18 protein-coding genes are annotated in these 21018 nt (G+C 59.0%); 3 read left to right on the plus strand and 15 right to left on the minus strand.

The window, feature by feature from the left end:
* Positions 1-7 precede the first annotated feature (7 nt).
* The 4 genes from lepA to NFS22_RS08475 all read right to left on the minus strand — a co-directional run bounded on the left by lepA (position 8) and on the right by NFS22_RS08475 (position 3425).
* Positions 8-1816, minus strand: coding sequence for a translation elongation factor 4 (gene lepA, locus NFS22_RS08460; RefSeq protein WP_251317283.1), 1809 nt, complete (start codon positions 1814-1816; stop codon positions 8-10).
* A 137-nt stretch (positions 1817-1953) separates the two neighbouring features.
* Positions 1954-2307, minus strand: a complete 354-nt coding sequence (locus NFS22_RS08465; protein ID WP_251317284.1) for a hypothetical protein — start codon at positions 2305-2307, stop codon at positions 1954-1956.
* A complete protein-coding gene (locus NFS22_RS08470; protein ID WP_251317285.1) occupies positions 2249-2695 on the minus strand; it encodes a hypothetical protein in 447 nt (148 codons plus the stop codon). The genes NFS22_RS08465 and NFS22_RS08470 overlap by 59 nt, the downstream gene beginning before the upstream one ends.
* A 13-nt stretch (positions 2696-2708) precedes the next feature.
* Positions 2709-3425 (minus strand): helix-turn-helix domain-containing protein, encoded by a 717-nt coding sequence (locus NFS22_RS08475; protein ID WP_251317286.1) that lies wholly within the window; start codon positions 3423-3425, stop codon positions 2709-2711.
* A 219-nt stretch (positions 3426-3644) separates the two neighbouring features.
* On the opposite strand from NFS22_RS08475, the gene pta reads away from it, so the two are divergent.
* The gene (pta, locus tag NFS22_RS08480; RefSeq protein ID WP_251317287.1) at positions 3645-4619 is read left to right on the plus strand and encodes a phosphate acetyltransferase; all 975 of its coding nucleotides are present in this window, start codon (positions 3645-3647) and stop codon (positions 4617-4619) included.
* 41 nt (positions 4620-4660) lie between these two features.
* Here the strand turns inward: pta and mnmE are convergent, their stop codons facing one another.
* From mnmE to NFS22_RS08530, 10 genes are all read right to left on the minus strand, one after another.
* On the minus strand, positions 4661-6064 hold the full coding sequence (gene mnmE / locus NFS22_RS08485; RefSeq protein ID WP_251317288.1) for a tRNA uridine-5-carboxymethylaminomethyl(34) synthesis GTPase MnmE: 1404 nt from the start codon (positions 6062-6064) through the stop codon (positions 4661-4663).
* A gap of 494 nt (positions 6065-6558) precedes the next feature.
* Complete coding sequence (locus NFS22_RS08490) at positions 6559-8154, minus strand: ABC-F family ATP-binding cassette domain-containing protein (RefSeq protein ID WP_251317289.1); 1596 nt, start codon at positions 8152-8154, stop codon at positions 6559-6561.
* 304 nt (positions 8155-8458) lie between these two features.
* Complete coding sequence (locus tag NFS22_RS08495) at positions 8459-8722, minus strand: hypothetical protein (RefSeq protein ID WP_251317290.1); 264 nt, start codon at positions 8720-8722, stop codon at positions 8459-8461.
* Entirely contained in the window at positions 8715-8924 is a 210-nt protein-coding gene (locus NFS22_RS08500; RefSeq protein WP_251317291.1) for a CopG family transcriptional regulator, read from the minus strand. The genes NFS22_RS08495 and NFS22_RS08500 overlap by 8 nt, the downstream gene beginning before the upstream one ends.
* 283 nt (positions 8925-9207) lie before the next feature.
* On the minus strand, positions 9208-10032 hold the full coding sequence (locus NFS22_RS08505) for an amidohydrolase family protein (RefSeq protein ID WP_251317292.1): 825 nt from the start codon (positions 10030-10032) through the stop codon (positions 9208-9210).
* The gene (locus NFS22_RS08510; protein WP_251317293.1) at positions 10029-11639 is read right to left on the minus strand and encodes a CTP synthase; all 1611 of its coding nucleotides are present in this window, start codon (positions 11637-11639) and stop codon (positions 10029-10031) included. Before NFS22_RS08510 ends, NFS22_RS08505 begins: the two co-directional genes overlap by 4 nt.
* Before the next feature lie 37 nt (positions 11640-11676).
* Positions 11677-12336: a hypothetical protein gene (locus tag NFS22_RS08515; protein WP_251317294.1), complete on the minus strand. Its 660-nt coding sequence runs from the start codon at positions 12334-12336 to the stop codon at positions 11677-11679.
* A gap of 67 nt (positions 12337-12403) precedes the next feature.
* Positions 12404-13939, minus strand: coding sequence for a glutamine-hydrolyzing GMP synthase (guaA, locus tag NFS22_RS08520; RefSeq protein WP_251317295.1), 1536 nt, complete (start codon positions 13937-13939; stop codon positions 12404-12406).
* Positions 13940-14135: 196 nt separating this feature from the next.
* On the minus strand, positions 14136-15716 hold the full coding sequence (gene asnB / locus NFS22_RS08525; RefSeq protein WP_251317296.1) for an asparagine synthase B: 1581 nt from the start codon (positions 15714-15716) through the stop codon (positions 14136-14138).
* Positions 15717-15826: 110 nt separating this feature from the next.
* On the minus strand, positions 15827-17923 hold the full coding sequence (locus tag NFS22_RS08530; protein WP_251317297.1) for a glutamine synthetase III family protein: 2097 nt from the start codon (positions 17921-17923) through the stop codon (positions 15827-15829).
* Positions 17924-18247: 324 nt separating this feature from the next.
* Here NFS22_RS08530 and NFS22_RS08535 point away from each other — a divergent pair, with 324 nt between their 5' ends.
* Both NFS22_RS08535 and NFS22_RS08540 read left to right on the plus strand, forming a co-directional pair.
* Positions 18248-19459, plus strand: a complete 1212-nt coding sequence (locus NFS22_RS08535; RefSeq protein ID WP_251317298.1) for a glutamine synthetase family protein — start codon at positions 18248-18250, stop codon at positions 19457-19459.
* 24 nt (positions 19460-19483) lie between these two features.
* Positions 19484-20068 (plus strand): ANTAR domain-containing response regulator, encoded by a 585-nt coding sequence (locus NFS22_RS08540; protein ID WP_251317299.1) that lies wholly within the window; start codon positions 19484-19486, stop codon positions 20066-20068.
* Between the two features lie 45 nt (positions 20069-20113).
* On the opposite strand, the gene NFS22_RS08545 is transcribed toward NFS22_RS08540, so the two are convergent.
* Positions 20114-21016 carry a sensor histidine kinase gene (locus tag NFS22_RS08545; protein WP_251317300.1) on the minus strand — a complete coding sequence of 301 codons (903 nt, stop codon included), beginning with the start codon at positions 21014-21016 and terminating at the stop codon, positions 20114-20116.
* Between the last annotated feature and the right edge of the window lie 2 nt (positions 21017-21018).

Here is a 21018-nt window from a genome sequence, read left to right on the forward strand (position 1 = left end):
CCTTATTTTATTCCTCATCCAATTTCAAAACCGCCATAAAGGCCTCGGTGGGCAGCTGGACGGTGCCCAGGGTGCGCATCTTCTTTTTGCCCTCCTTCTGCTTCTCCAGCAGTTTCTTCTTTCTGGTGATGTCGCCGCCGTAGCACTTGGCCAGCACGTCCTTGCGCATGGCCTTTACCGTCTCACGGGCGATAATCTTGCCGCCAATGGCCGCCTGGACGGGCACCTCAAAGAGCTGGCGGGGGATATTCTCCTTCAGCTTTTCGCAGATGCGCCGGGCCCGGCCGTAGGCCTTCTCCCGGTGGACAATAAAGCTTAGGGCGTCCACCTGGTCACCGTTGAGGAGCAGGTCCACCTTCACCAGGTCGCTTTTCTCATAGCCCTCCAGCTCGTAGTCCAGGGAGGCGTACCCCTTGGTGCGGGCCTTGAGGGCGTCGAAAAAGTCGTAGATGATTTCCCCAATGGGCATAGAGTAGTGCAGCTCCACCAGGTTGGTGTCCAAGTACTGCATGTCCTTGAAAATGCCCCGGCGGTCCTGACACATGGGCATGATGTTGCCCACATAGTCGGGGGGGGAGATGATAGACACCTTGGCGTAGGGCTCCCGGCCCTCGGATATGGCCCCTGGGTCGGGGTAGTTGTGGGGGTTGTCCACTCGGACTACAGTACCATCGGTTTTAGTGACCTCATATATAACAGAGGGTAAAGTGGTTACCAGGTCCAGGTCGAACTCCCGCTCCAGCCGCTCCTGGATAATCTCCATATGGAGCATCCCCAAAAAGCCGCACCGGAAGCCGAAGCCCAGGGCCACGGAGGACTCCGGCTCGAAGGACAGGGAGGCGTCGTTGAGCTGGAGCTTTTCCAGGGCGTCCCGCAGGTCGGGGTACTTGGAGCCGTCCTCGGTGTAGATGCCGCAGTAGACCATGGCCTGGGCGGGGCGATAGCCGGGCAGGGCTTCCGCCGCCGGATTGTCCCCGCCGGTGATGGTGTCGCCCACGCTGGTATCCTTCACGTTCTTAATGGAGGCGGTGAACCAGCCCACCTCTCCGGCGGTCAGCTCAGGGGCGGACTCCATCCCCAGGGGCTTGAGATAGCCGCAGTCCAGTACCTGATAGCTGGCCCCAGAGGCCATCATCTTCACGTTCATCCCCTTTTTCAGGGTGCCCTCCATAATGCGGAAGTAGACGATTACCCCTACATAGGGGTCGTACTGGCTGTCAAAAATCAGGGCCTTCAGAGGGGCGGAGGGGTCCCCTTCCGGGGCGGGGATGTTTTGGACAATATCCTCCAGCACGGCGGAGATATTGACCCCCTGCTTGGCGGAAATCTCCGGGGCGTCCAGGGCGGGAAGGGCCAGGACGTTTTCAATCTCCTCCTTCACCCTGGCCGGATCGGCGGCGGGGAGGTCGATCTTGTTCACCACCGGAAGAATCTCCAGGTCGTGCTCCATGGCCAGGTAGGTGTTGGCCAGGGTCTGGGCCTCAATGCCCTGGGAGGCGTCCACAATGAGCACCGCCCCCTCGCAGGCCGCCAGGCTCCGGGAGACCTCATAGTTAAAGTCCACATGCCCCGGCGTGTCAATGAGGTTCAGGTGGTAGATTTCCCCGTCCTCCGCCTGATAGTCCAGCCGGACGGCCCGGGCCTTGATGGTAATACCCCGCTCACGCTCCAGGTCCATGTTGTCCAGCAGCTGGCTCTCCATCTGCCGCTGCTCCACCGCCCCGCAGATTTCAATCAGCCGGTCAGACAGGGTAGACTTGCCGTGGTCGATGTGGGCAATGATAGAAAAATTTCTGATTTTACTTTGGTCGGTCATAGATATATGTCCTCCTTGAGGTATGGGAATAAAAGGCTCCCTCTTTGAGGGAGTGTAACGTTGACGGACTCCCTCCGTCACGGCTGCGCCGTGCCACCTCCCTCAGAGAGGGAGGCTTTTCGCCTGCGAACAGGGGTCTAACGGTAGTCGCTGATCTTCGCGCTCTCCTCCGGGGAAAACAGGTACTCGGTTTGGTACCGCGCCCGCAGCTCGGAGAGAGGCGTGCCCTCCAGGGCGGCGCGCATATCCTGCTGGAGCAGGGCGATCACCCGGCAGAAGGTGGGGGTGCTGTATATTTCTTTTTGCCGGCGGCCCAGCTCAGAGGGGTAGTAGCCACCAGTTGGATTACTATAGACCGGTTCAAAAAAGTCGATCATGGTATCCCCGATGTCCCCATCAATCACGCCCTCCACAGCGTCCCAGGTGATATGCTCAGAGACAGCATCCTCCAGCGCGGTGCACAGGTAGGAGAGGAACACGTTGTAGGACAAAGTTTTCCAGGGGGTAAAATATTTTATTGGAAAAGGCATCGCTCTCCGGATCCTCATTCAGCCCGCCGTCGTCCCCGGTCAGAATTTCCAGGGCGGAGTCGGAAAAGCTCTGCTGGAATCGGGCAAACTCATCTTTGCCGCATTTCCCCTCCAGAAAGTCCCACAGAAGGTCTGTGGCGATCCCCAAAATCTCCGGGGCTGGCTCCTTGGGGGCCATATGCTGGTAGGAATTCCACCAGCGGGTGAAGATCAGCGCGTGGGCCAGAATTTGAACCGAAACGGGCTGTTTCTGAAAAGACTCCGCCATGTTGTCCCGCAAATCATGCATAAATTTCACTTTTTCCTCCCCGCTCAGGGCAGGAAAATCAACCTCATAGACAGGTTTCACCGTACAGCCCCCCTTATTTCTTCTCCTGCTTTGCCTTCCGCCCCGCGCTGAGGGCGGTGACTCGCTCGCCGGTGTTGTGGACCACCTGAAGAACAGACTGGTAAAGCACGGGATAGTCCCTGGCCAGGGCGTCGTTGGTCATCTCAGGCCAGGGGCCCTTGGCCTTGATGTGGGCGGCCAGGGCGTCGGCCAGCTCGGCCTCGCAGCATTTCATGTCAGCCTCATGAAGGCCGGCCTGGAAGTGGCGGGGCGGGACGGAGAAAAAGTCCGGGTTGTTGTCCGGGTTGGCGTCGTAGAGCTTGCGGTACATGGTATACACAGCTGTGGACAGGTAGTTGGCGGCGGCCTGCACGGCCTCCCGGCTGCCTGTTTTGCCCAGCAGGCCGAAGAGCACGCCAATGGAGTTTACCAGCAGCTTTTTGCTCAGCAGGGCCAGCACGCCCCCTTTAATGGAGTTGTTTTTCTCGTCGCTGATGTCGTACAGCTCCTCGGGGGTGATAGTGGTGCCGTCCCGGGTGAGGGTGCGGCCCAGAAGAAAGTCGGCGGACACATTATAGTAGTCGCAGGCCTTTACCACAAAGACCAGGCCGGGCTCCCGGGCGCCGTTCTCGTAGTGGCTGAGCAGGGCTTGGGAGATGCCCAGAGCCTCGGCGGCGGTGCGCTGGCTGACCCCCTTCTCCTGGCGCAGAAGGGACAGGGTACGGGGAAATTCCGGATTATCTAGCTTCATATCTCTCCACCTCAAACACATGGTAATATACACTTGGTATAGTATACCTGAACCATAACGGCGCGTAAAGAGGAATTTTTAAAAAATCTTTGGAATTTTTCATGGTCCCAAAGCAGAAAACTATGATACGGCTCTTGCATTTTTTGCCGGGAAATGCTACCATGATACTCGAGAGTCCTGGTGAGAAACACCAATTTTGATTTGGAGGAATGATACAATATGTTTGGCAAGCTCATTGATATCCTGAAGAAGAATCCCAAGAAGATTGTCTTCACCGAGGGCACCGACCCCCGCATTCTGGAGGCCTCCGCCCGCCTGCTGTCCGGTACCTTCCTTACCCCCGTCCTGATCGGCAATGAGGCTGAGATCCGCGCCGCTGCCGAGGATGCCGGCTTTAACATCCGGGGCGCCGAGATTTACGATCCCGAGACCTATGACCAGATGGACGCTATGGTGGAGAAGATGGTGGAGCTGCGCAAGGGCAAAATGACGGCCGACGAGTGCCGGGCCACCCTGCGCAAGGGCAATTACTTTGGCACCATGCTGGTGGCCATGGGTATCGCCGACTCCCTGCTGGGCGGCGCCACCTACTCCACCGCCGACACCGTCCGTCCCGCCCTCCAGCTGGTAAAGACCAAGCCGGGCAACAAGATTGTCTCCTCCTGCTTCATTCTGGTACGCCCCTACGCCACCGGCGGCAACATGGTGCTGGCCATGGCCGACTGCGCCATCAATATCGACCCCACCGAGGACGAGCTGGTGGAGATCGCTTCCGAGACGGTAAAGTGCGCCCAGATCTTCGGCGTGGACCCCAAGGTGGCCTTCCTCAGCTACTCCACCTTTGGCTCCGGCAAGGGCCCCGCTGTGGATAAGATGCGCAATGCCGCCGAGAAGGCCAAGGCGGCCATGCCCGAGGTGCCCATCGAGGGCGAGCTCCAGTTCGACGCCGCCGTCTCCCCTCGTGTGGCCGAGACCAAATGCCCCGAGTCCGCAGTGGCCGGCTATGCCAACACCTTCATCTTCCCCGACATCAGCGCCGGCAATATCGGCTACAAGATCGCCCAGCGCCTGGGCTCCTTCGAGGCCTACGGCCCCATCCTGCTGGGCCTGAATGCCCCCATCAACGACCTCAGCCGCGGCTGCAACGCCCAGGAGGTCTATTCCATGGCCATTATCACCGCCGCCCTGGCTTAACGTCCTGTAATAAACCCTCCGGCTATGCCGGAGGGTTTTTGCTATTTTCCTACACAAAACCGCTGAAAAATCCGGTCAGTGACATCCTCCCGGACGCTTTGGCCGGTGAGCTCCCCCAGGGCGGACAGGGCCTCCTCCACGTCGGTGAGCAGGGCGTCTGGGGTGACTCCGGCCTGGAGGGCCTTCAGCGCCCGGTAGACGCTGTGATGGGCCGCCTCAGCGGCCTGGATCTGCCGCTCATTGGTGAGGAGCTGGCCGTAAGCCTCCTCCCGGACCCGGGGGAAAAATTCCTCCATCAGGGTGCGCATGGTCTCTTCCAGCTCTTCCAGCCCCGCGCCGGTTTTGGAGCTGACCGAGGCGGTATGCAGATGCTCCCCCAGCTCTTCCGGCAGGCTGAGAACGGGAACCGGAGCGGAGGGCAGGTCCGATTTGTTCCACACCAGGACCGTATCCGCCCGGTTCAGACATGCCTCCAAAAGCCCGGCGTCCTCCTGCGTGAAGGGCGCAGCGCCGTCGCAGACCATCACAATCAGATTGCTGCCCTCCAGCGCCTCCCGGCTGCGCGCCACGCCGATGCGCTCGATGGGGTCGTCGGATTCCCGGATCCCCGCAGTGTCAATCAGGCGGACCAGCACCCCTTTGATCTGAACGGATACCTCCACAGTATCCCGGGTAGTGCCGGGGATGTCGGTGACGATCGCCCGGTCGTAGCCCGCCAGGGCATTGAGCAGGGAGGACTTGCCCGCGTTAGGCCGGCCCACGATGGGGCATTTCAGGCCCTGAGTGAGCAGACTGCCCCGGTGGCCGGAGGAGTACAGCTTCCACAGCCGGTCTGTCTGTTCCTCCAGTGTCCTGGACAGCTCCTCCATGCGGAAGGGGTCGATATCCTCGTCAGGATAGTCCAGCACGGCGTGGAAGTGGGCCATCACATCCACCAGGGCAGAGTAAATGTCCCCGATTTTTTTTGACAGTGCCCCGGCCAGCTGGCCCGCCGCGTGGCGGGCCCCCTCACGGCTCTGGGCCTCCAGCAGGTCGCCCACCGCCTCTGCCTGGGCCAGGTCCAGACGCCCGTTGAGAAAGGCACGGCGGGTAAACTCCCCCGCTCCGGCCTGACGGGCTCCGGCGGCAAACAGGGCCTCCAGCCCCAGGGTCAGCACCGTGGGGGAACCATGGCACTGAAATTCCGCCGTGTCCTCCCCAGTGTAGCTGGAAGGGCCAAGGCTGTAGGTACACAGTACCCGGTCGATGGCCTGGCCCCCGCTGTCCAGCAGGTCGCCATAGACCAGCCGGCGCGGCTCATGCTCCCGCAGTCCTTTGGACCCCAGCGGCTTAAAGCATTGTTCCGCAATCGTAATTGCCAAGGGGCCGGACAGGCGCAGGATGCCGATAGCCCCCGCACCGGGAGGGGTGGAGATGGCGGCAATGGTGTCTGTTTGGATGGACATGGCGGAGCTCCTTTCACCGTTCGACGGAAAGCGTGCCTTCCCTTGCAAAAGTTTCGCCTGAGAAAGTTTGTGAATATTTTTGCCTTGACAGATTTTATGGAAACCAAATAATAAATATTTGTTTCCCGGGGGCTGTGAGGCGGATGTGGAAAACACTGTGGATAATGTGGGAAACTCCCGCCATTTCAGGAAAAGCGGCTGTGGAAAACTGTGTGGATAAAGTGGATAACAGGTTGCATAGGGGATGTCAAAAATAATATTATGTCCTGGGCGGGGAAGGGACGATGGGTGACGGTCACCAGTCTTTTTGCAGGAAGGGCACAGCCAGAGGGCTGCGTCCTTCCTCAGCGTGTCAAAAAACGCGTGCTCGTCCTTTTATAGCAATCGTCAGAATTGCTGTCACTTGTAGGGGCGGCCTGTGACCGCCTCCCTCAAGGAGGGAGGCTTTTTGACAATCTCCTGTCTGAGACATAAACTGCGGCGGAAGCCTTGGATTACTCCGCCTTTTGGCTTTCCAGGTACTCGTCATAAGTCATTTTCCGGTCGATCAGCTTGCCATCGGCAGTAAAATCGAAGACCCGGTTGCACACGGTCTGGATCAGCTGATGGTCGTGGGAGGCTACCAGCACATTGCACTTGACGGCCTCCAGCCCCTTGTTCAAAGCGGCGATGGACTCCAGATCCAGGTGGTTGGTGGGCTGGTCCAGCATGAGGACGTTGGCCCCGGACAGCATCATCCGGGACAGCATGCACCGCACCTTCTCCCCTCCGGAGAGGACCTTCACCGGCTTGTAAACCTCGTCACCGGAGAAGAGCATGCGGCCCAAAAAGCCCCGGAGGTACTGCTCCTGGGGGTCGGGGGAGAACTGGCGCAGCCACTGGACCAGGTTGTCGTCACAGTCCTCAAAATAGGGGGTGTTGTCCTTGGGAAAGTAGGAGAAGGTGGCCGTCTGTCCCCATTTGACATTGCCCTCGTCGGGCTCCATCTCCCCGGCCAGAATTTTGAACAGGGCGGTGTGGGCGTTCTCGTTGTCCCCCACAAAGGCAATCTTTTCGTCGTGGCCCACAATAAAGCTCACCTTGTCCAGCACCTTCACCCCGTCAATCGTTTTGGACACGTCGGTGACAAAGAGGATATCCTTGCCCACCTCCCGGTCGGGGGAGAAGCCCACCCAGGGGTAGCGGCGGGAGGAGGCGGGCATCTCTTCCACGGTAAGCTTGTCCAGCAGCTTGCGCCTGGCGGTGGCCTGCTTGCTCTTGGACTTGTTGGCGGAGAAGCGGGAGATAAAGTCCTGCAATTCCTTGATCTTCTCCTCGTTGCGCTTGTTCTGGCTCTTGATGAGCTGCTGCACCAGCTGAGAGGACTCATACCAGAAGTCGTAGTTGCCCACATACATCTTGATCTTGCCGTAGTCAATATCCACAATGTGGGTACACACGGTGTTGAGAAAGTGGCGGTCGTGGCTGACCACAATGACGGTGCCCTCAAAGTCCAGCAGAAAGTCCTCCAGCCAGTTGACGGCGTCAATGTCCAGGTTGTTGGTGGGCTCGTCCATCATCAGCAGGTCGGGATTGCCGAAGAGGGCCTGGGCCAGCAGCACCTTCACCTTCAGCCGGGCGTCCAGGGTAGCCATATCGTTGTAGTGCAGCTCTGTGCCCAGTCCCAGGCCCTGGAGGATGCGGCTGGCGTCGCTTTCCGCCTCCCAGCCCCCCAGCTCGGCGTACTCCTCCTCCAGCTGGCAGGCCAGAAGGCCGTCCTCGTCAGTCATCTCCTCCTTGGCGTAGAGGGCCTCCTTCTCCTTGCCGATGTCATACAGCCGCTGGTTGCCCATGATAACGGTGTCCATCACGTTAAAGGCGTCGTAGGCGTTCTGGTTCTGCTTCAGCACGGACATGCGGGTATTGGGCAGGATATTGACCTGGCCGGAGGTGGAGTCCAGCTCGCCGGACAGGATTTTCAGGAAGGTGGACTTTCCCGCGCCGTTAGCGCCGATAATGCCGTAGCAGTTGCCCCGGAGGAATTGCAGGTCTACATGGGAAAACAGCGGTGTGCCGCTGTAGTTCAGGCTCAGATCAGTGACAGTAATCATAGCTTGTCGCTCCTTTTTAATGCTCAAAATATACGTTGACCATCATAACATAACTGCGCAGAAAAAGACAGCGTTTTTTTACAAAAGCGCTGTCTCAGATTGACGAAAAAGCCTCCCTCTTTGAGGGAGGCGGCACGGCGAAGCCATGACAGAGGGAGTTTTACGCAGGGAGATGATAAAAATTTGCTGACACCGGAGCTGCAGGGGCGGCCTGCGGCCGCCCGCAGAAACAAATAGCCTTTCTGTGACAGTCGGGCGGCCACGGGCCGCCCCTGCACACAGCAGTATGGATATCGTTTACAGTTCAGCCCTCTTGCCGCTCAATTTTAATGCCCAGCTCCTGATAAAACAGTTGAACCAGATTTTCCACGCGCTGGACGCACGCCGTGTCGTTCAGCCTGTCATTTTCCAAAATACAGCGAATGGCCTCCAGAATCTGGATTGCCCGGTTTTCCATAGCCTGTGAGATCACCGTGGGATGTATCCGTTCCACATGGTCCAATACCATTTTGCCTACCACCCCATAGTAGAGGGAATTTGGAATTTCGGACCCGTCGTAGTTATGCATCACCGTCCCCCCTTTCCAGCTTGTAGTGCTCCAGGGCGTACTCTAAAAACAATCCAATCAACTCATTGCGGCTGCGGCCGGCCTCTTTGGCAATCTCATCCATTTGACTGACAATCGGCTCCCTCAGCCTAACCGAAAAAGTTCTGTATCCATCCTCGCCTTTTGGTCTTTTTACCCTGACAACCAATGTGTCTCTTACCATGGGACCACCTCGATTCGACTATATTCCCAATTATCGTATCACTAAGTCCATGATAAAAATATGTTAAAAATTATGTTTACTTTCTAACATAACGGCAAATTGTTTGTATTTTTTTGAAAATAAAAATATATTTTCTCTTGTAATGTGCATCAGACTGTGATATAATTTCCATGGTCGAAAGGCCGCCTGTGCATATTGCCCTTGCGATGACAGCTGGGCCTCCTCCCGGCTGTCATTAAAAAACATCAAACGCCGGGAGGAATCTGTTTCCTCCGGGTGTTTTTTATGACAGACCTAAATTGTAAATGCGGTTGGCATTTTGGAAAAATACCTTCTCCCAGTGCCGCTCCGGAACCAGCCGCTGGATAAAGCGGATATATTCCCCCAGGTTGACAATGGGCCAGTCGGTGCCGTACAGAATGTCGTCCCACTGGCCAATGGCGGTGAGCCAGGTGGTCAGCAGCCCGGCGTAGCCCGCCTGCTCCTGGAAATAGCGGCCGATATCCACCCTTCCCTCCAGCAGGCCGGACAGGTCGGCGGCCACGTTGGGATTTTTCTCCACCACTGCGGCGGCGCTCTCCAAAAAAGGGTTGCCGAAGTGGCACATGACAAAGCGGGTGCGCTTGTGGTCTGCCGCCACCTCGTCCAGAGTGAGGGGGTGGGCGTATTTCAGGTGGGCCCGGGGAAAGGCGGTAAGTCCCATATGGACGGCTACCGGCTTGTCATACCGGGCGGCCAGCTCATACACCGGCTGGTAGATGGGGTCGGACAGCCAGATTTTGTTGTACCCTGGGTAGAGCTTTACCCCGCAGCAGCTCTCCCGCTTTAAATTTTCCTCCACCTTGTCCACAAAACCGGGGACAGGCCGTTCCCCACGGCCCATCAGAACGCTGTCCAGCCCAATGCAGTAGTGAAACAGATCGTCGGGGTAGCTGTGGTAGGAGGGCTCCAAGCTGCGGTTGCCCATGACCACGCCGTGAACCATGCCCAGCTCCCCGTAGACCTGGCGCAGATGGCCGGTGGAGTTCTGGTGGCCCACCCCCTCCGCCATGGCGTCGGTGTCGGGGGAGGAGGGGAAAAGATGGAGATGGGCGTCGATAATCTTCATATGCGTGCTCCTTTATGGGTGATGGCCGCGGCTATAAAGTCCCGGAAGAGAGGGTGGGCCCTGTTGGGCCGGGATTTCAGCTCCGGGTGAAACTGTACCCCCACAAACCAGGGGTGGCCGGGCAGCTCCACAATCTCCACCAGCCGTCCGTCCGGGGACAGCCCCGACAAAGTGAGGCCGGCGGCGGTGAGCTCCTTCCGGAAGCTGTTGTTAAACTCATAGCGGTGGCGGTGGCGCTCGGCAATTTCAGGCCCGCCGTAGGCGGCGAAGGCTTTGCCGTCCTCGCCGGACAGTTTACAGGGGTAGGAGCCCAGCCGCATAGTACCGCCCTTGTCGGTAACCCCCCGCTGGTCAGGCATCAGATCAATGACCGGATGGGTGCTGGAGTGGGAGAACTCGCTGGAGTGGGCGTCCTTCCAGCCGCAGACATGGCGGGCAAATTCCACCACCGCCATCTGCATACCCAGGCAAATGCCCAGAAAGGGGACCCCGTTCTCCCGGGCGTACCGGATGGCGGAAATTTTGCCCTCAATCCCCCGGTCGCCAAAGCCGCCGGGAACCAGAATGCCGTCCGCACCGGCCAGGATTTGGGCGGCGCTGCCGTCGGTGACCGTCTCACTGTCCACCCAGCGGATGCTGACCTTGAACTGGTTCTCAATGCCTCCGTGGGTCAGTGCCTCGACCACCGACAGATAGGCGTCGTGGAGGGACACATATTTACCTACCAGGGCGATTTCCACCGTCCCGGCGGGATGCCTGGCCCGGTGAACCATGGTGGCCCACTCGGTCAGGTCGGGCATGGGGCAGATCAGCCCCAGCCGGCGGACCACCGCGCTGGCCAGCCCCTCCCGTTCCAGCATCAGAGGGACCTGGTAAAGCAGGTCTGCCGTCAGGTTGGGAATGGCGTTCTCCCGGGGGATATTGCAGAACAGGGCAATCTTATCCAATATCTCCTGGGGAATGGGCAGATCGCTGCGGCACATGATAACGTCGGGCTGGATGCCCAGGCCCAGCAGCTCCTTGGCCGAGTGCTGGGTGGGCTTGGATTTCAGCTCCCCGGTGCCAGGGATGGAGACAATGAGGGAGACATGGATGAACATCACATTGTTCCGGCTCCGCTCCGACGCCACCTGACGGATGGCCTCCAGAAAGGGCTGGCTCTCAATGTCGCCCACCGTGCCGCCAATCTCCACAATGGCCACGTCGGTGTCGGGGGTGTCCAGGGTGTAGATATTGCGCTTGATCTCGTCGGTGATGTGGGGGATGATCTGGACGGTGCCCCCCAGATAGTCCCCCCGGCGTTCCCGGTTCAGCACGTTCCAGTACACTTGGCCTGCGGAGACCGAGGAGTTTACGGTGAGATTTTCGTCAATGAACCGCTCGTAGTGGCCCAGGTCCAGGTCGGTCTCCGCCCCGTCGTCAGTGACGAAGACCTCCCCGTGCTGGTAGGGGGACATGGTGCCGGGGTCCACATTCAGGTAGGGGTCCAGCTTCTGAACCCTCACCTTCAGTCCCCGCTGCTTCAGCAGCCGCCCCAGGCTGGCCGCCGTGATCCCCTTGCCCAGCCCGGACACCACGCCGCCGGTTACGAAAATATATTTTGTCATAGATTTTTCCTCTGTTTTCAAATAATGCCTGCAAGAACTAAACTTTACCCGGTACATGAATACGGATAGGCTCTTTCCGATAGGGAGAATGATCTGATTTTTGCCACATGTTTTTTAGAGAATTAACGGTTGCAACAAAACGCTCTCCTTGTGCTTCCGGGTTAATATACATAATGGGTGAAAGTCTTGGACGAATAGTATATTGATACAGCATTATTTGAATCAAACCGGATTTTTGACTCAGACTGGGCCAGATATCAGCGCAGATATAAGATGCGGTCATGTATTCATGAAAAAATCGGAATTCAAATAATGTAGGATATTTTTCCTTTAATTGCGTGAGCTTTGCTGCCATCGCAGTATGTACAGAAATGTCCTTTGCAAAATTTCCATGTAAATACCATTCCAGTTCATTAAATCTGCCCTGATCCAGCAACATATAGCGAACATGCAATCCGGATTTCAGTTTATCTTCGATATCATCTCCGTACTCCTTAAAAAAATTGTTTCCCACACCGACAGCAATAAAAATATCACTCTGTGCTTCCTTTATCACATTTTGGCGTTGGAAGGATTTATCGGAATAGGAAAGAAAATAGGAATCTACACTCTTTTTAATAAATCCTCCCGCAATAAATGCCGCCAAAACAGTTCCCGCTGCTTGGATAATTGCACTTAAAATTACACTGCAATCCATAACATTACCTCTGAATTTATATATTTTTATATCGCTTTAAAGCAAAATTTTTTCAAAATATATAAATTTACTCCCATTCTATGGTGGCTGGGGGTTTACTGGTAATATCGTACACAATCCGGTTGATTCCCTTTACCTCGTTGACGATACGGCTGGAGACTTTGTCCAGCAGGTCATAAGGGATGCGGGCCCAGTCGGCGGTCATGAAGTCGGAGGTGGTTACCGCCCGGAGGGCCAGGGTGTAGTCATAGGTGCGGCCGTCCCCCATCACGCCCACGGAGCGGGTGTTGGTGAGTACGGCAAAATACTGGTTCAGGTGTTTGTCCTCCCCGGCTTTGGCCATCTCCTCCCGGAAGATAAAATCGGCCTGACGGAGCCGGTCCGCCTTCTCCTTGGTGATGTCCCCAATGATGCGGATAGCCAGGCCGGGTCCCGGGAAGGGCTGGCGGGAAACCAGATACTCAGGCAGGCCCAACTCCCGGCCCAGCTGGCGGACTTCATCCTTAAAAAGCATCCGCAGAGGCTCCACAATCTCCTTAAAGTCCACATAGTCGGGCAGGCCGCCCACGTTGTGGTGGCTCTTGATAACGGCGGCCTCCCCCGCCCCGGACTCTATCACGTCCGGGTAGATGGTGCCCTGGGCCAAAAAGTCCACGGTGCCGATTTTTTTGGACTCCTCCTCAAAGACCCGGATGAACTCCTCGCCGATTATCTTCCGCTTGCGCTCCGGCTCATCCACGCCGGCCAGTTTCAGCAGAAAGCGGCTCTCCGCGTCCACCCGAACAAAGTTCAGCTCCCATTTGGAGAAGGCCTCCTCCACCTCGTCCCCCTCGTTCAGGCGCATCAGGCCGTGGTCCACAAAGACGCAGGTGAGCTGGCTGCCCACCGCCTCGGCCAGCAGTGCGGCGGCCACCGAGGAGTCCACCCCTCCGGACAGGGCCAGCAGGACCTTTCCCGCGCCGATTTTCTCCCGCAGCTGAGTGATGGCGGTGTTTTTGTAGTCACCCATGGTCCAGTCGCCCTTGGCGTGGCAGACTTGATAGAGGAAATTGCGGATCATGTCAACCCCGTGCTCTGTATGGTTGACCTCCGGGTGGAACTGGACGCCGTAGAAGCCCCGCTCCTGGTCGGCAATGGCCACGTTGGGGCAGGCGTCGGAGCGGGCGGTGAGGGTAAACGAGTTGGGGACCTTTGCCATGTAGTCCCCGTGGCTCATCCAGGATACCCCCTCAGAGGGCAGGCCCTGGAAGAGCTTGCAGTCTGTATTGTAATAGGTGGCTGTCTTTCCGTACTCCCGGGCGGAGTCGTCCTGGGCGGGGGTGACTTCTCCTCCCAGCAGGTGGGCCATAAGCTGACAGCCGTAGCAGATGCCCAGGATGGGCACACCCCAGGTGAAAATGTCCGGGTCCACCTGGGGGGAGCCCTCCAGATAGACGGACTGGGGCCCGCCGGTGAAAATAATCCCAATGGGATCAAAGGCTTTCAGCGTTTCAAGCGGCGTGGTCCAGGGCTTGACCTCGCAGTACACATTACACTCCCGAACCCGCCGGGCAATGAGCTGGTTATACTGCCCGCCAAAGTCGATAATCAGGATTTTTTCCATAATGTCCCTCCATCTGTTCCATATTTTTGCAGCGTCCCAAAGCCCCCCTTCGCAAAGGGAGGTGGCATTTGCGAAGCAAATGACGGAGGGTTTTCCCCACCGAAACGCAGCGATATCTTCAGAGTCCCCCACCCGGCTTCGCCGGGAGCCCCCTTTTCGAAAGGGGCCTTATGAAGCGACAGAAGGACTTTTTAGTCTATACCCCGCTGTCGCCGTAGTTGGCCAGTACCCGGGCGGAGGGGTCGTCCACGTCGCAGCCCTCCCAGCTTTTGTTGGGCATCCAGAAGTCTGTGACCATGCCGCTCTGGCCGGGGTAGTACTTCTCAAAAATCTCCCGGTAGAGCAGCGACTCCTTGGTAAAGGGCGCGGCGTGGCTGTACTTTTGCCGCCGCGCTTCAAATTCCTGGCCAGTATACCGCCCCTCGGCGTACTCCTTCAGGTCGTCCACCAGGGAGTGGCCCACCGCGTCGGAAAAGGCGGCCTTCTCCCGCCACAGGATGCTGTCGGGCAGCCAATCGCCCTGGAAAGCCTTCCGCAGCAGATACTTGCCCTTACTGTAGCGGTTGCGCTTCTTCTCCGGGTCAATAGACATGACATAGCGAACAAAGTCCAGGTCGCCGAAGGGCACCCGGGCCTCCAGGGAGTTGACTGAAATGCACCGGTCGGCCCGGAGCACGTCGTACATGTGCAGCTCCCGCATCCGCTTTTCCGCCTCCTGCTGAAAGGCCTGGGCGGAGGGGGCGTAGTCGGTGTATTTGTAGCCGAAGAGCTCGTCAGAAATTTCCCCTGTGAGGAGCACCCGGATATCTGTCCGCTCATGGATGGCCTTGCAGATGAGATACATGCCCATGCTGGCCCGGATAGTGGTGATGTCGTAAGTGCCCAGCAGCTCAATCACCGTCTCCAGGCTGGACAGCACGTCCTCTTTGGTGATGATAATCTCTGTGTGGTCGCTGCCGATACAGCGGGCCGCCTCTCTGGCGTATTTCAGGTCAATGGCGTCGGTGTCCATGCCGACAGCAAAGGTTTGAATGGGCGCTTTGCTCCGCCGGGCGGCGATGGCGCACACCAGGGAGGAGTCCAGGCCGCCGGACAGGAGAAAGCCCACCTTGGCGTCGGCCACCAGCCGCTTTTCCACCCCGGCCACCAGCTTTTCCCGGATATTTCTGCAACAAATTTCCAGTTCATCATAGCAGAAATGTTCCACTTTGGCAATATCGTGATAGCACACAAATTTGCCCCCCTTGTAGTAGTGCCCCGGGGGGAAGGGGGTGATTCGCTCTGTCAGGCCCAGCAGGTTTTTGGGCTCGCTGGCAAAGAGGATGGTCCCCCGGCTGTCATACCCGTAGTAGAGGGGGCGGATGCCAATAGGGTCCCGGGCGGCGATAAACTCGCCGGACTGGCCGTCATACAGGATGCAGGCAAACTCCGCGTCCAGCATGGCGAACATGTCTGTGCCGTACTCCCGGTATAAAGGGAGCAGAATTTCGCAGTCGGACTGGCTCTGAAATGTGTATCCCCGCTCCAGCAGGTCTTGCTTCAGCTTCTCAAAGCCGTAGATTTCGCCGTTGCACACGGCAAAGCTGCCCTCCAGCTCAAAGGGCTGCATTCCGGCGGGGGTGAGACCCATGATGGCCAGGCGGTGAAAGCCCAGCAGTCCCTGGCCGGCCCGGATCATCCGGCTATCGTCCGGCCCCCGGCTTTTGGTGCGGTCAAAGCCCGCCTGAACGGCGGCCAGATTGGCCGCAGGGCCGCAATATCCTATAATTGAGCACATATATGCTTCCCTCCGTTTTTGGAGATTGGCCCTGCATAGAGGCGGCCTGCGGCCGCCCGTGGAGGGCTTTTTTAATTGACGGGCGGCCATAGGCCGCCCATACAGAATGCTTACCGCACCCCGAACAGCAGATCGCCGTAGGTGGGGAAGGGCCAGTATTTTCTGGCGGTGAGGGTTTCGGCCTCGTCACAAGCCAGGCGCAGCTGGCCCATTCTGGGCAGTACCGTGTCACGGATGGCCTCGGCCTCCCCTTTGATGCCGCCGGCCTCAGACAGAGCCATAACCGCCTGCTCCAGCTCCGCCGTTCTGGCGGCCATCTGGTCGGTCAGGCCGGCCAGCTCTTTCACCAGCTCTGTCTCATAGGCGCAGGGGCATCCGGGAATCAGGTTCTTTTTGGCGGCGGCGGCCTTGGCAGTATCCAGAGTGAAGGCCTCCACAGCGGGGATAATCTCGGTGCGGGCCATGTCCACCATGGTGTTGGCCTCAATGATGATGGTCTTGCAGTAGTTTTCCAGCGTCACCTCATACCGGGAGACCAGCTCCGCCTTGGTAAATACCTTGTGGGCGGTAAGCAGGGCCACGTTCTTCTCGTCCAGCAGATGGGGGACGCAGTCGGGGGTGGTGCGGTAGTTGGACAGTCCCCGCTGTCCGGTGGCCTCCCGAATCCAGGCGTCGTCATAGCCGTTGCCGTTGAAGATGATGCGCTTGTGGTCCTGAATGGTCTTGCGGATCATGGCCTGGAGGGCGGATTCAAAGTCTTCAGTCCCCTCCAGCCGGTCGGCGTAGATTTTCAGGCTCTCAGCCACGGCGGTGTTAATCATAATGTTGGCGCAGGCGATAGAGTCGGCGGAGCCCACCATGCGGAACTCAAACTTGTTGCCGGTGAAGGCGAAGGGGGAGGTGCGGTTGCGGTCGGTGGTGTCCCGGCGGAACTTGGGCAGGACGTCCACCCCCAGACGGACCTTGCCGGTATCAATGCTGGTGTAGGGGGCGTCGTGCTCAATGCAGCCCAGGATGGCGGCCAGCTCATCCCCCAGGAAGATGGACACCACAGCGGGGGGCGCCTCGTTGGCCCCCAGGCGGTGGTCGTTGCCGGCGGTGGCCACCGAGATGCGCAGCAGGTCCTGATAGTCGTCCACCGCCTTGATAACGGCGCACAGGAACAGCAGGAACTGGGCATTTTCATAGGGGGTCTCTCCGGGGGAGAGGAGGTTGACCCCGGTGTCGGTGGAGATGGACCAGTTGTTGTGCTTGCCCGAGCCGTTCACCCCCACAAAGGGCTTTTCGTGGAGCAGGCAGACCAGTCCGTGGCGGGCGGCCACCTTCTGCATAATCTCCATGGTCAGCTGGTTGTGGTCGGTGGAGATGTTGGTGGTGGTGTAGATAGGGGCCAGCTCGTGCTGGGCGGGGGCCACCTCGTTATGCTGGGTCTTGGCCAGGATGCCCAGCTTCCACAGCTCGTCGTTCAGTTCCTCCATGTAGGCGGCCACCCGGGGCTTGATGGCACCGAAGTAGTGGTCGTCCATCTCCTGGCCCTTGGGGGGCTTGGCCCCGAAGAGGGTGCGGCCGGTAAAGCGCAGGTCCCGGCGCTGCTCCCACATTTTGGCGTCCACCAGAAAGTACTCCTGCTCCGGACCTACGGCGGTGTTGACGTGCTTCACATCCGTGTTTCCAAACAGCCGCAGAATGCGCAGGGCCTGCTTGTTCAAGGCGGCCATGGAGCGCAGAAGAGGGGTCTTTTTGTCCAAAGCCTCCCCGTTGTAGCCGCAGAAGGCGGTGGGGACGCACAGGGTTTTGTCCTTGATAAAGGCGTAGGAGGTGGGGTCCCAGGCGGTGTAGCCCCGGGCCTCAAAGGTGGCCCGCAGTCCGCCGGAGGGGAAGGAGGAGGCGTCCGGCTCACCCTGGATCAGCTCCTTGCCGGAGAACTCCATAATCACCCGCCCGTCGGGAGCGGGAGAGATAAAGCTGTCGTGCTTTTCGGCGGTAACGCCGGTGAGGGGCTGGAACCAGTGGGTAAAGTGGGTGGCCCCGTGGGCCACCGCCCAGTCCTTCATGGCGCTGGCCACCGCGTTGGCCACGCCGATATTCAGCTTTGCCCCCTGGTCAATGGTCTTTTTCAAAGACTGGTATACGTCAGCGGACAGATTGGCCTTCATCACCCTGTCGTCAAACACCAAGCTGCCGAAATACTCCGGTACTGCTGCCATCTTTGTTCACCCTTTCATTGTTTCGGTTTTTGTACGGCTCCCTCCTTGCGGGAGCTGCCGCCGCCAGAGGCGGTGAGGGAGTTACTCCCTCCGGCCCTTCGGGCCGCCTCCCTTGGAGAGGGAGGCATAAAAAGGGGCAAAGGCGCCTTTCAGGTAGAAACCTAAAAGACGCCTTTGCCTTTATGGGCGCATTATACGCTCTTCCTTGGGGAATTGTCAACTGTTTTTTTTGGAAATTTTGAAATCCTGTTGAGGGTGGTGGAAAATTCCCGGGAGACGTGCTATAATATCTGGGAATTTTAATCAAAGAAAGCGGGAGCAGCTATGAAGTATTCCGAGCAAGAGGTCATCCAATATGTTCAGGAGGAGGAGATCGCCTTTATCCACCTGGCCTTCTGCGACGTGTTTGGCAGGCAGAAAAATATTTCTATTGTGCCTGCGGAGCTCCCCCGGGCCTTTGAGTATGGCATTGCCTTTGACGCCTCCGCCATCGCCGGCTTTGGGGACGAGGCCCGCTCCGACCTGCTGCTGCGTCCCGACCCGGACACCCTGATGCTCCTCCCCTGGCGTCCGGAGCACGGGCAGGTGGTGCGGATGTTTTGTTCTATCGTCTACCCGGACGGGCAGCCCTTTGAGTGCGACACCCGGGCCATGCTGCGGAACGCGGCGGCCCGGGCGGAGGAGAAGGGGTACTCCTTTCTCTTCGGCGCGGAGCAGGAGTTCTACCTGTTCAAGCGGGACGAAAACGGCGAGCCCACAAAAATTCCCTATGACCGGGCGGGCTATATGGACATTGCTCCCGACGACAAGGGGGAGAATATCCGCCGGGAGATCTGCCTCACCCTGGCCCAGATGGGCATTTTCCCCGAGTGCTCCCACCACGAGGAGGGGCCCGGCCAGAACGAGATCGACTTCCGCTACTCCGACCCCCTCACCGCGGCGGACAACGTGATGACCTTTCAGTCCATTGTGAAGTTTATCGCCGAGCGCAACGGCCTCTACGCCGATTTTTCCCCCAAACCCCTGGCGGAGGAGCCGGGCAGCGGCTTCCACATCAATATGTCCGTCAAGGCGGCGGACGGCCGGGACCGGCTGTATGAGATGGTGGCCGGGGTGCTGGACAAGGTGGAGGAGATGACCCTGTTCCTCAACCCGGTGGAGGCCTCCTACACCCGCTTTGGCGGCCACAAGGCGCCCCGGTATGTGTCCTGGTCCCGGGAGAACCGGTCCCAGCTGATCCGAATTCCCGCCGCCGTGGGGGAGTACCGCCGGGCGGAGCTGCGCTCCCCGGACCCCGCCGCCAATCCCTATCTGGCCTTTGCCCTGATGATCCAGGCCGGGCTGCGGGGCATTGAGAGGGGGCTGGAGCTGCCCCCCGCCGCCGGCCTCAATTTCTATCAGGCGAAGGGGGAGACTTTATCCCGGTTCCGCCGCCTGCCCCATGACCTGACGGCGGCCGCAGCTGCCGCAGACAGCCCCTTTATCCGGGAGCATGTTCCGGAAGCGGTAATTGAGGAGTACCGCAAAAAGCGGTAAAACCAACGGAAAGGTGGGGAGACTGTGAGCTTGAAGGAGCGGGTGTACAGCGTACTGATTGTATCGGCCTCAGAGAAGTTTCAAAACTCCCTCCTCTCCCTTCTGCCTGAGGCTGTATATTCTCCCATTGTCACCACAGCCAGCGTGGGCGGGGCCGAGCGGGCCCGGAACCAGCGGGAATTTGACTTTATCTTTATCAACTCCCCCCTGCCTGACGACGCCGGGATTCACTTTGCCATAGACAGCTGCCGGCAAGGGGGCACGGTGACGGTGCTCTTCGCGGCGGCGGCGCTGTACGATCAGGTCCATGCCCGGGTGGCGGAGCACGGGGTGTTTGTCCTGCCCCGGCCCATCCCCCGGGACGCCATTTTCCGGGGGCTGAACTGGATGACCGCCGCCCGGGAGCGCCTGCGGGGATATGAGAAGAAGGTCCGGCCCATTGAGGAGAAAATGGAGGAGATCCGCCTGGTCAACCGGGCCAAGTGGCTGCTCATCAGCGAGCTGAAGATGTCCGAGCCCGACGCCCACCACTATATAACCCGTCAGGCCATGGACCGGTGCGTCTCCAAGCGGGCGGTGGCGGAGGAGATTATCAGACTCTATTCTTAAACGGCCCTTTATATGCAGGGGCGGCAATTTTGAACGCAAGCCCCCTTACACGGAGGGGGCTTGCGGCGTTTCTGGAAAGGATACCGTGATATACAGCCGCCCCTCCCGATGTTCCGCCCGGATGGCGCCGCCCAGGCGCTCGGTGAGCAGTCTGGCAATGGACAGCCCCAGGCCGGTGGAGCCCTGGCCGGTCTCCACGGTGTAGAAGCGGTCAAAGAGCCGGGCAGTGGTGATCGGGTCCAGGGCGCGGGCGGTGTTGGAGAAGGTGACGTTCCCTTCCCGGTCCAGGGAGACGGCCAGGTCGCCGCCGCTGTATTTCAGGGCGTTGCTGATGATATTGCCAAAGATGCGCCCCACTGCGGAGGGGTCCAGGCTGCGGACCACCGGCCCGTCGGGCAGGGAGATGTCCGGGGTGATGCCCCGCTGGCTCAGGCTGGCGTAGAAGGAGACCAGGCTCTCCTCCAAAATCCGGCGCAGGTCCGCCTCCTCCCGCACCAGCTCAGGCTGGTCAACGGCCAGGGAGTAGCGGAACAGCTCCTCTGTCAGCCTGGTCATGGCCTCCGCCCGGTTGGCGATCTGACACAGATAGCGGCGGGCATTTTCAGGCAGCTCCTCCCGCTCCATCAGGTCCAAGTAGCCCCGGATGGCGGTAAGAGGGGTGCGCAGGTCGTGGGCAATGTTGGTGACCGCGTTTTTCAGCTCGGTGTCCCCCTGCTGGAACCGCTGTCGCTGGCGGCGCAGCTCCTTGAGGTGGATGTTCAGCTCCGCCGCCAGCTTTCGGGCGTGGGCGTCCCGGGTGGACAGGAAAATGGGGCTGTTGGTGTCCTGGGTCAGGCGCTCCCCCAGCTGGTCCAGCATTTCATCTAAACTGCGGCGGAGCAGCCACAGCTTGACCAGCAGCACAATCACAATTGCGGCCAGTCCGCCGCAGATCAGCCAGGGGAGCATGG

Source organism: Flintibacter muris, from assembly GCF_943192995.1.
Lineage (GTDB): Bacteria > Bacillota > Clostridia > Oscillospirales > Oscillospiraceae > Lawsonibacter > Lawsonibacter muris.

Coding starts and splice junctions, on each gene's coding strand:
- lepA (WP_251317283.1), bottom strand. CDS start 1,816: ATGACCGACCAAAGTAAAATCAGAAATTTTTCTATCATTGCCCACATC.
- NFS22_RS08475 (WP_251317286.1), bottom strand. CDS start 3,425: ATGAAGCTAGATAATCCGGAATTTCCCCGTACCCTGTCCCTTCTGCGC.
- pta (WP_251317287.1), top strand. CDS start 3,645: ATGTTTGGCAAGCTCATTGATATCCTGAAGAAGAATCCCAAGAAGATT.
- mnmE (WP_251317288.1), bottom strand. CDS start 6,064: ATGTCCATCCAAACAGACACCATTGCCGCCATCTCCACCCCTCCCGGT.
- NFS22_RS08490 (WP_251317289.1), bottom strand. CDS start 8,154: ATGATTACTGTCACTGATCTGAGCCTGAACTACAGCGGCACACCGCTG.
- NFS22_RS08495 (WP_251317290.1), bottom strand. CDS start 8,722: ATGCATAACTACGACGGGTCCGAAATTCCAAATTCCCTCTACTATGGG.
- NFS22_RS08500 (WP_251317291.1), bottom strand. CDS start 8,924: ATGGTAAGAGACACATTGGTTGTCAGGGTAAAAAGACCAAAAGGCGAG.
- NFS22_RS08505 (WP_251317292.1), bottom strand. CDS start 10,032: ATGAAGATTATCGACGCCCATCTCCATCTTTTCCCCTCCTCCCCCGAC.
- NFS22_RS08510 (WP_251317293.1), bottom strand. CDS start 11,639: ATGACAAAATATATTTTCGTAACCGGCGGCGTGGTGTCCGGGCTGGGC.
- NFS22_RS08515 (WP_251317294.1), bottom strand. CDS start 12,336: ATGGATTGCAGTGTAATTTTAAGTGCAATTATCCAAGCAGCGGGAACT.
- guaA (WP_251317295.1), bottom strand. CDS start 13,939: ATGGAAAAAATCCTGATTATCGACTTTGGCGGGCAGTATAACCAGCTC.
- asnB (WP_251317296.1), bottom strand. CDS start 15,716: ATGTGCTCAATTATAGGATATTGCGGCCCTGCGGCCAATCTGGCCGCC.
- NFS22_RS08530 (WP_251317297.1), bottom strand. CDS start 17,923: ATGGCAGCAGTACCGGAGTATTTCGGCAGCTTGGTGTTTGACGACAGG.
- NFS22_RS08535 (WP_251317298.1), top strand. CDS start 18,248: ATGAAGTATTCCGAGCAAGAGGTCATCCAATATGTTCAGGAGGAGGAG.
- NFS22_RS08545 (WP_251317300.1), bottom strand. CDS start 21,016: ATGCTCCCCTGGCTGATCTGCGGCGGACTGGCCGCAATTGTGATTGTG.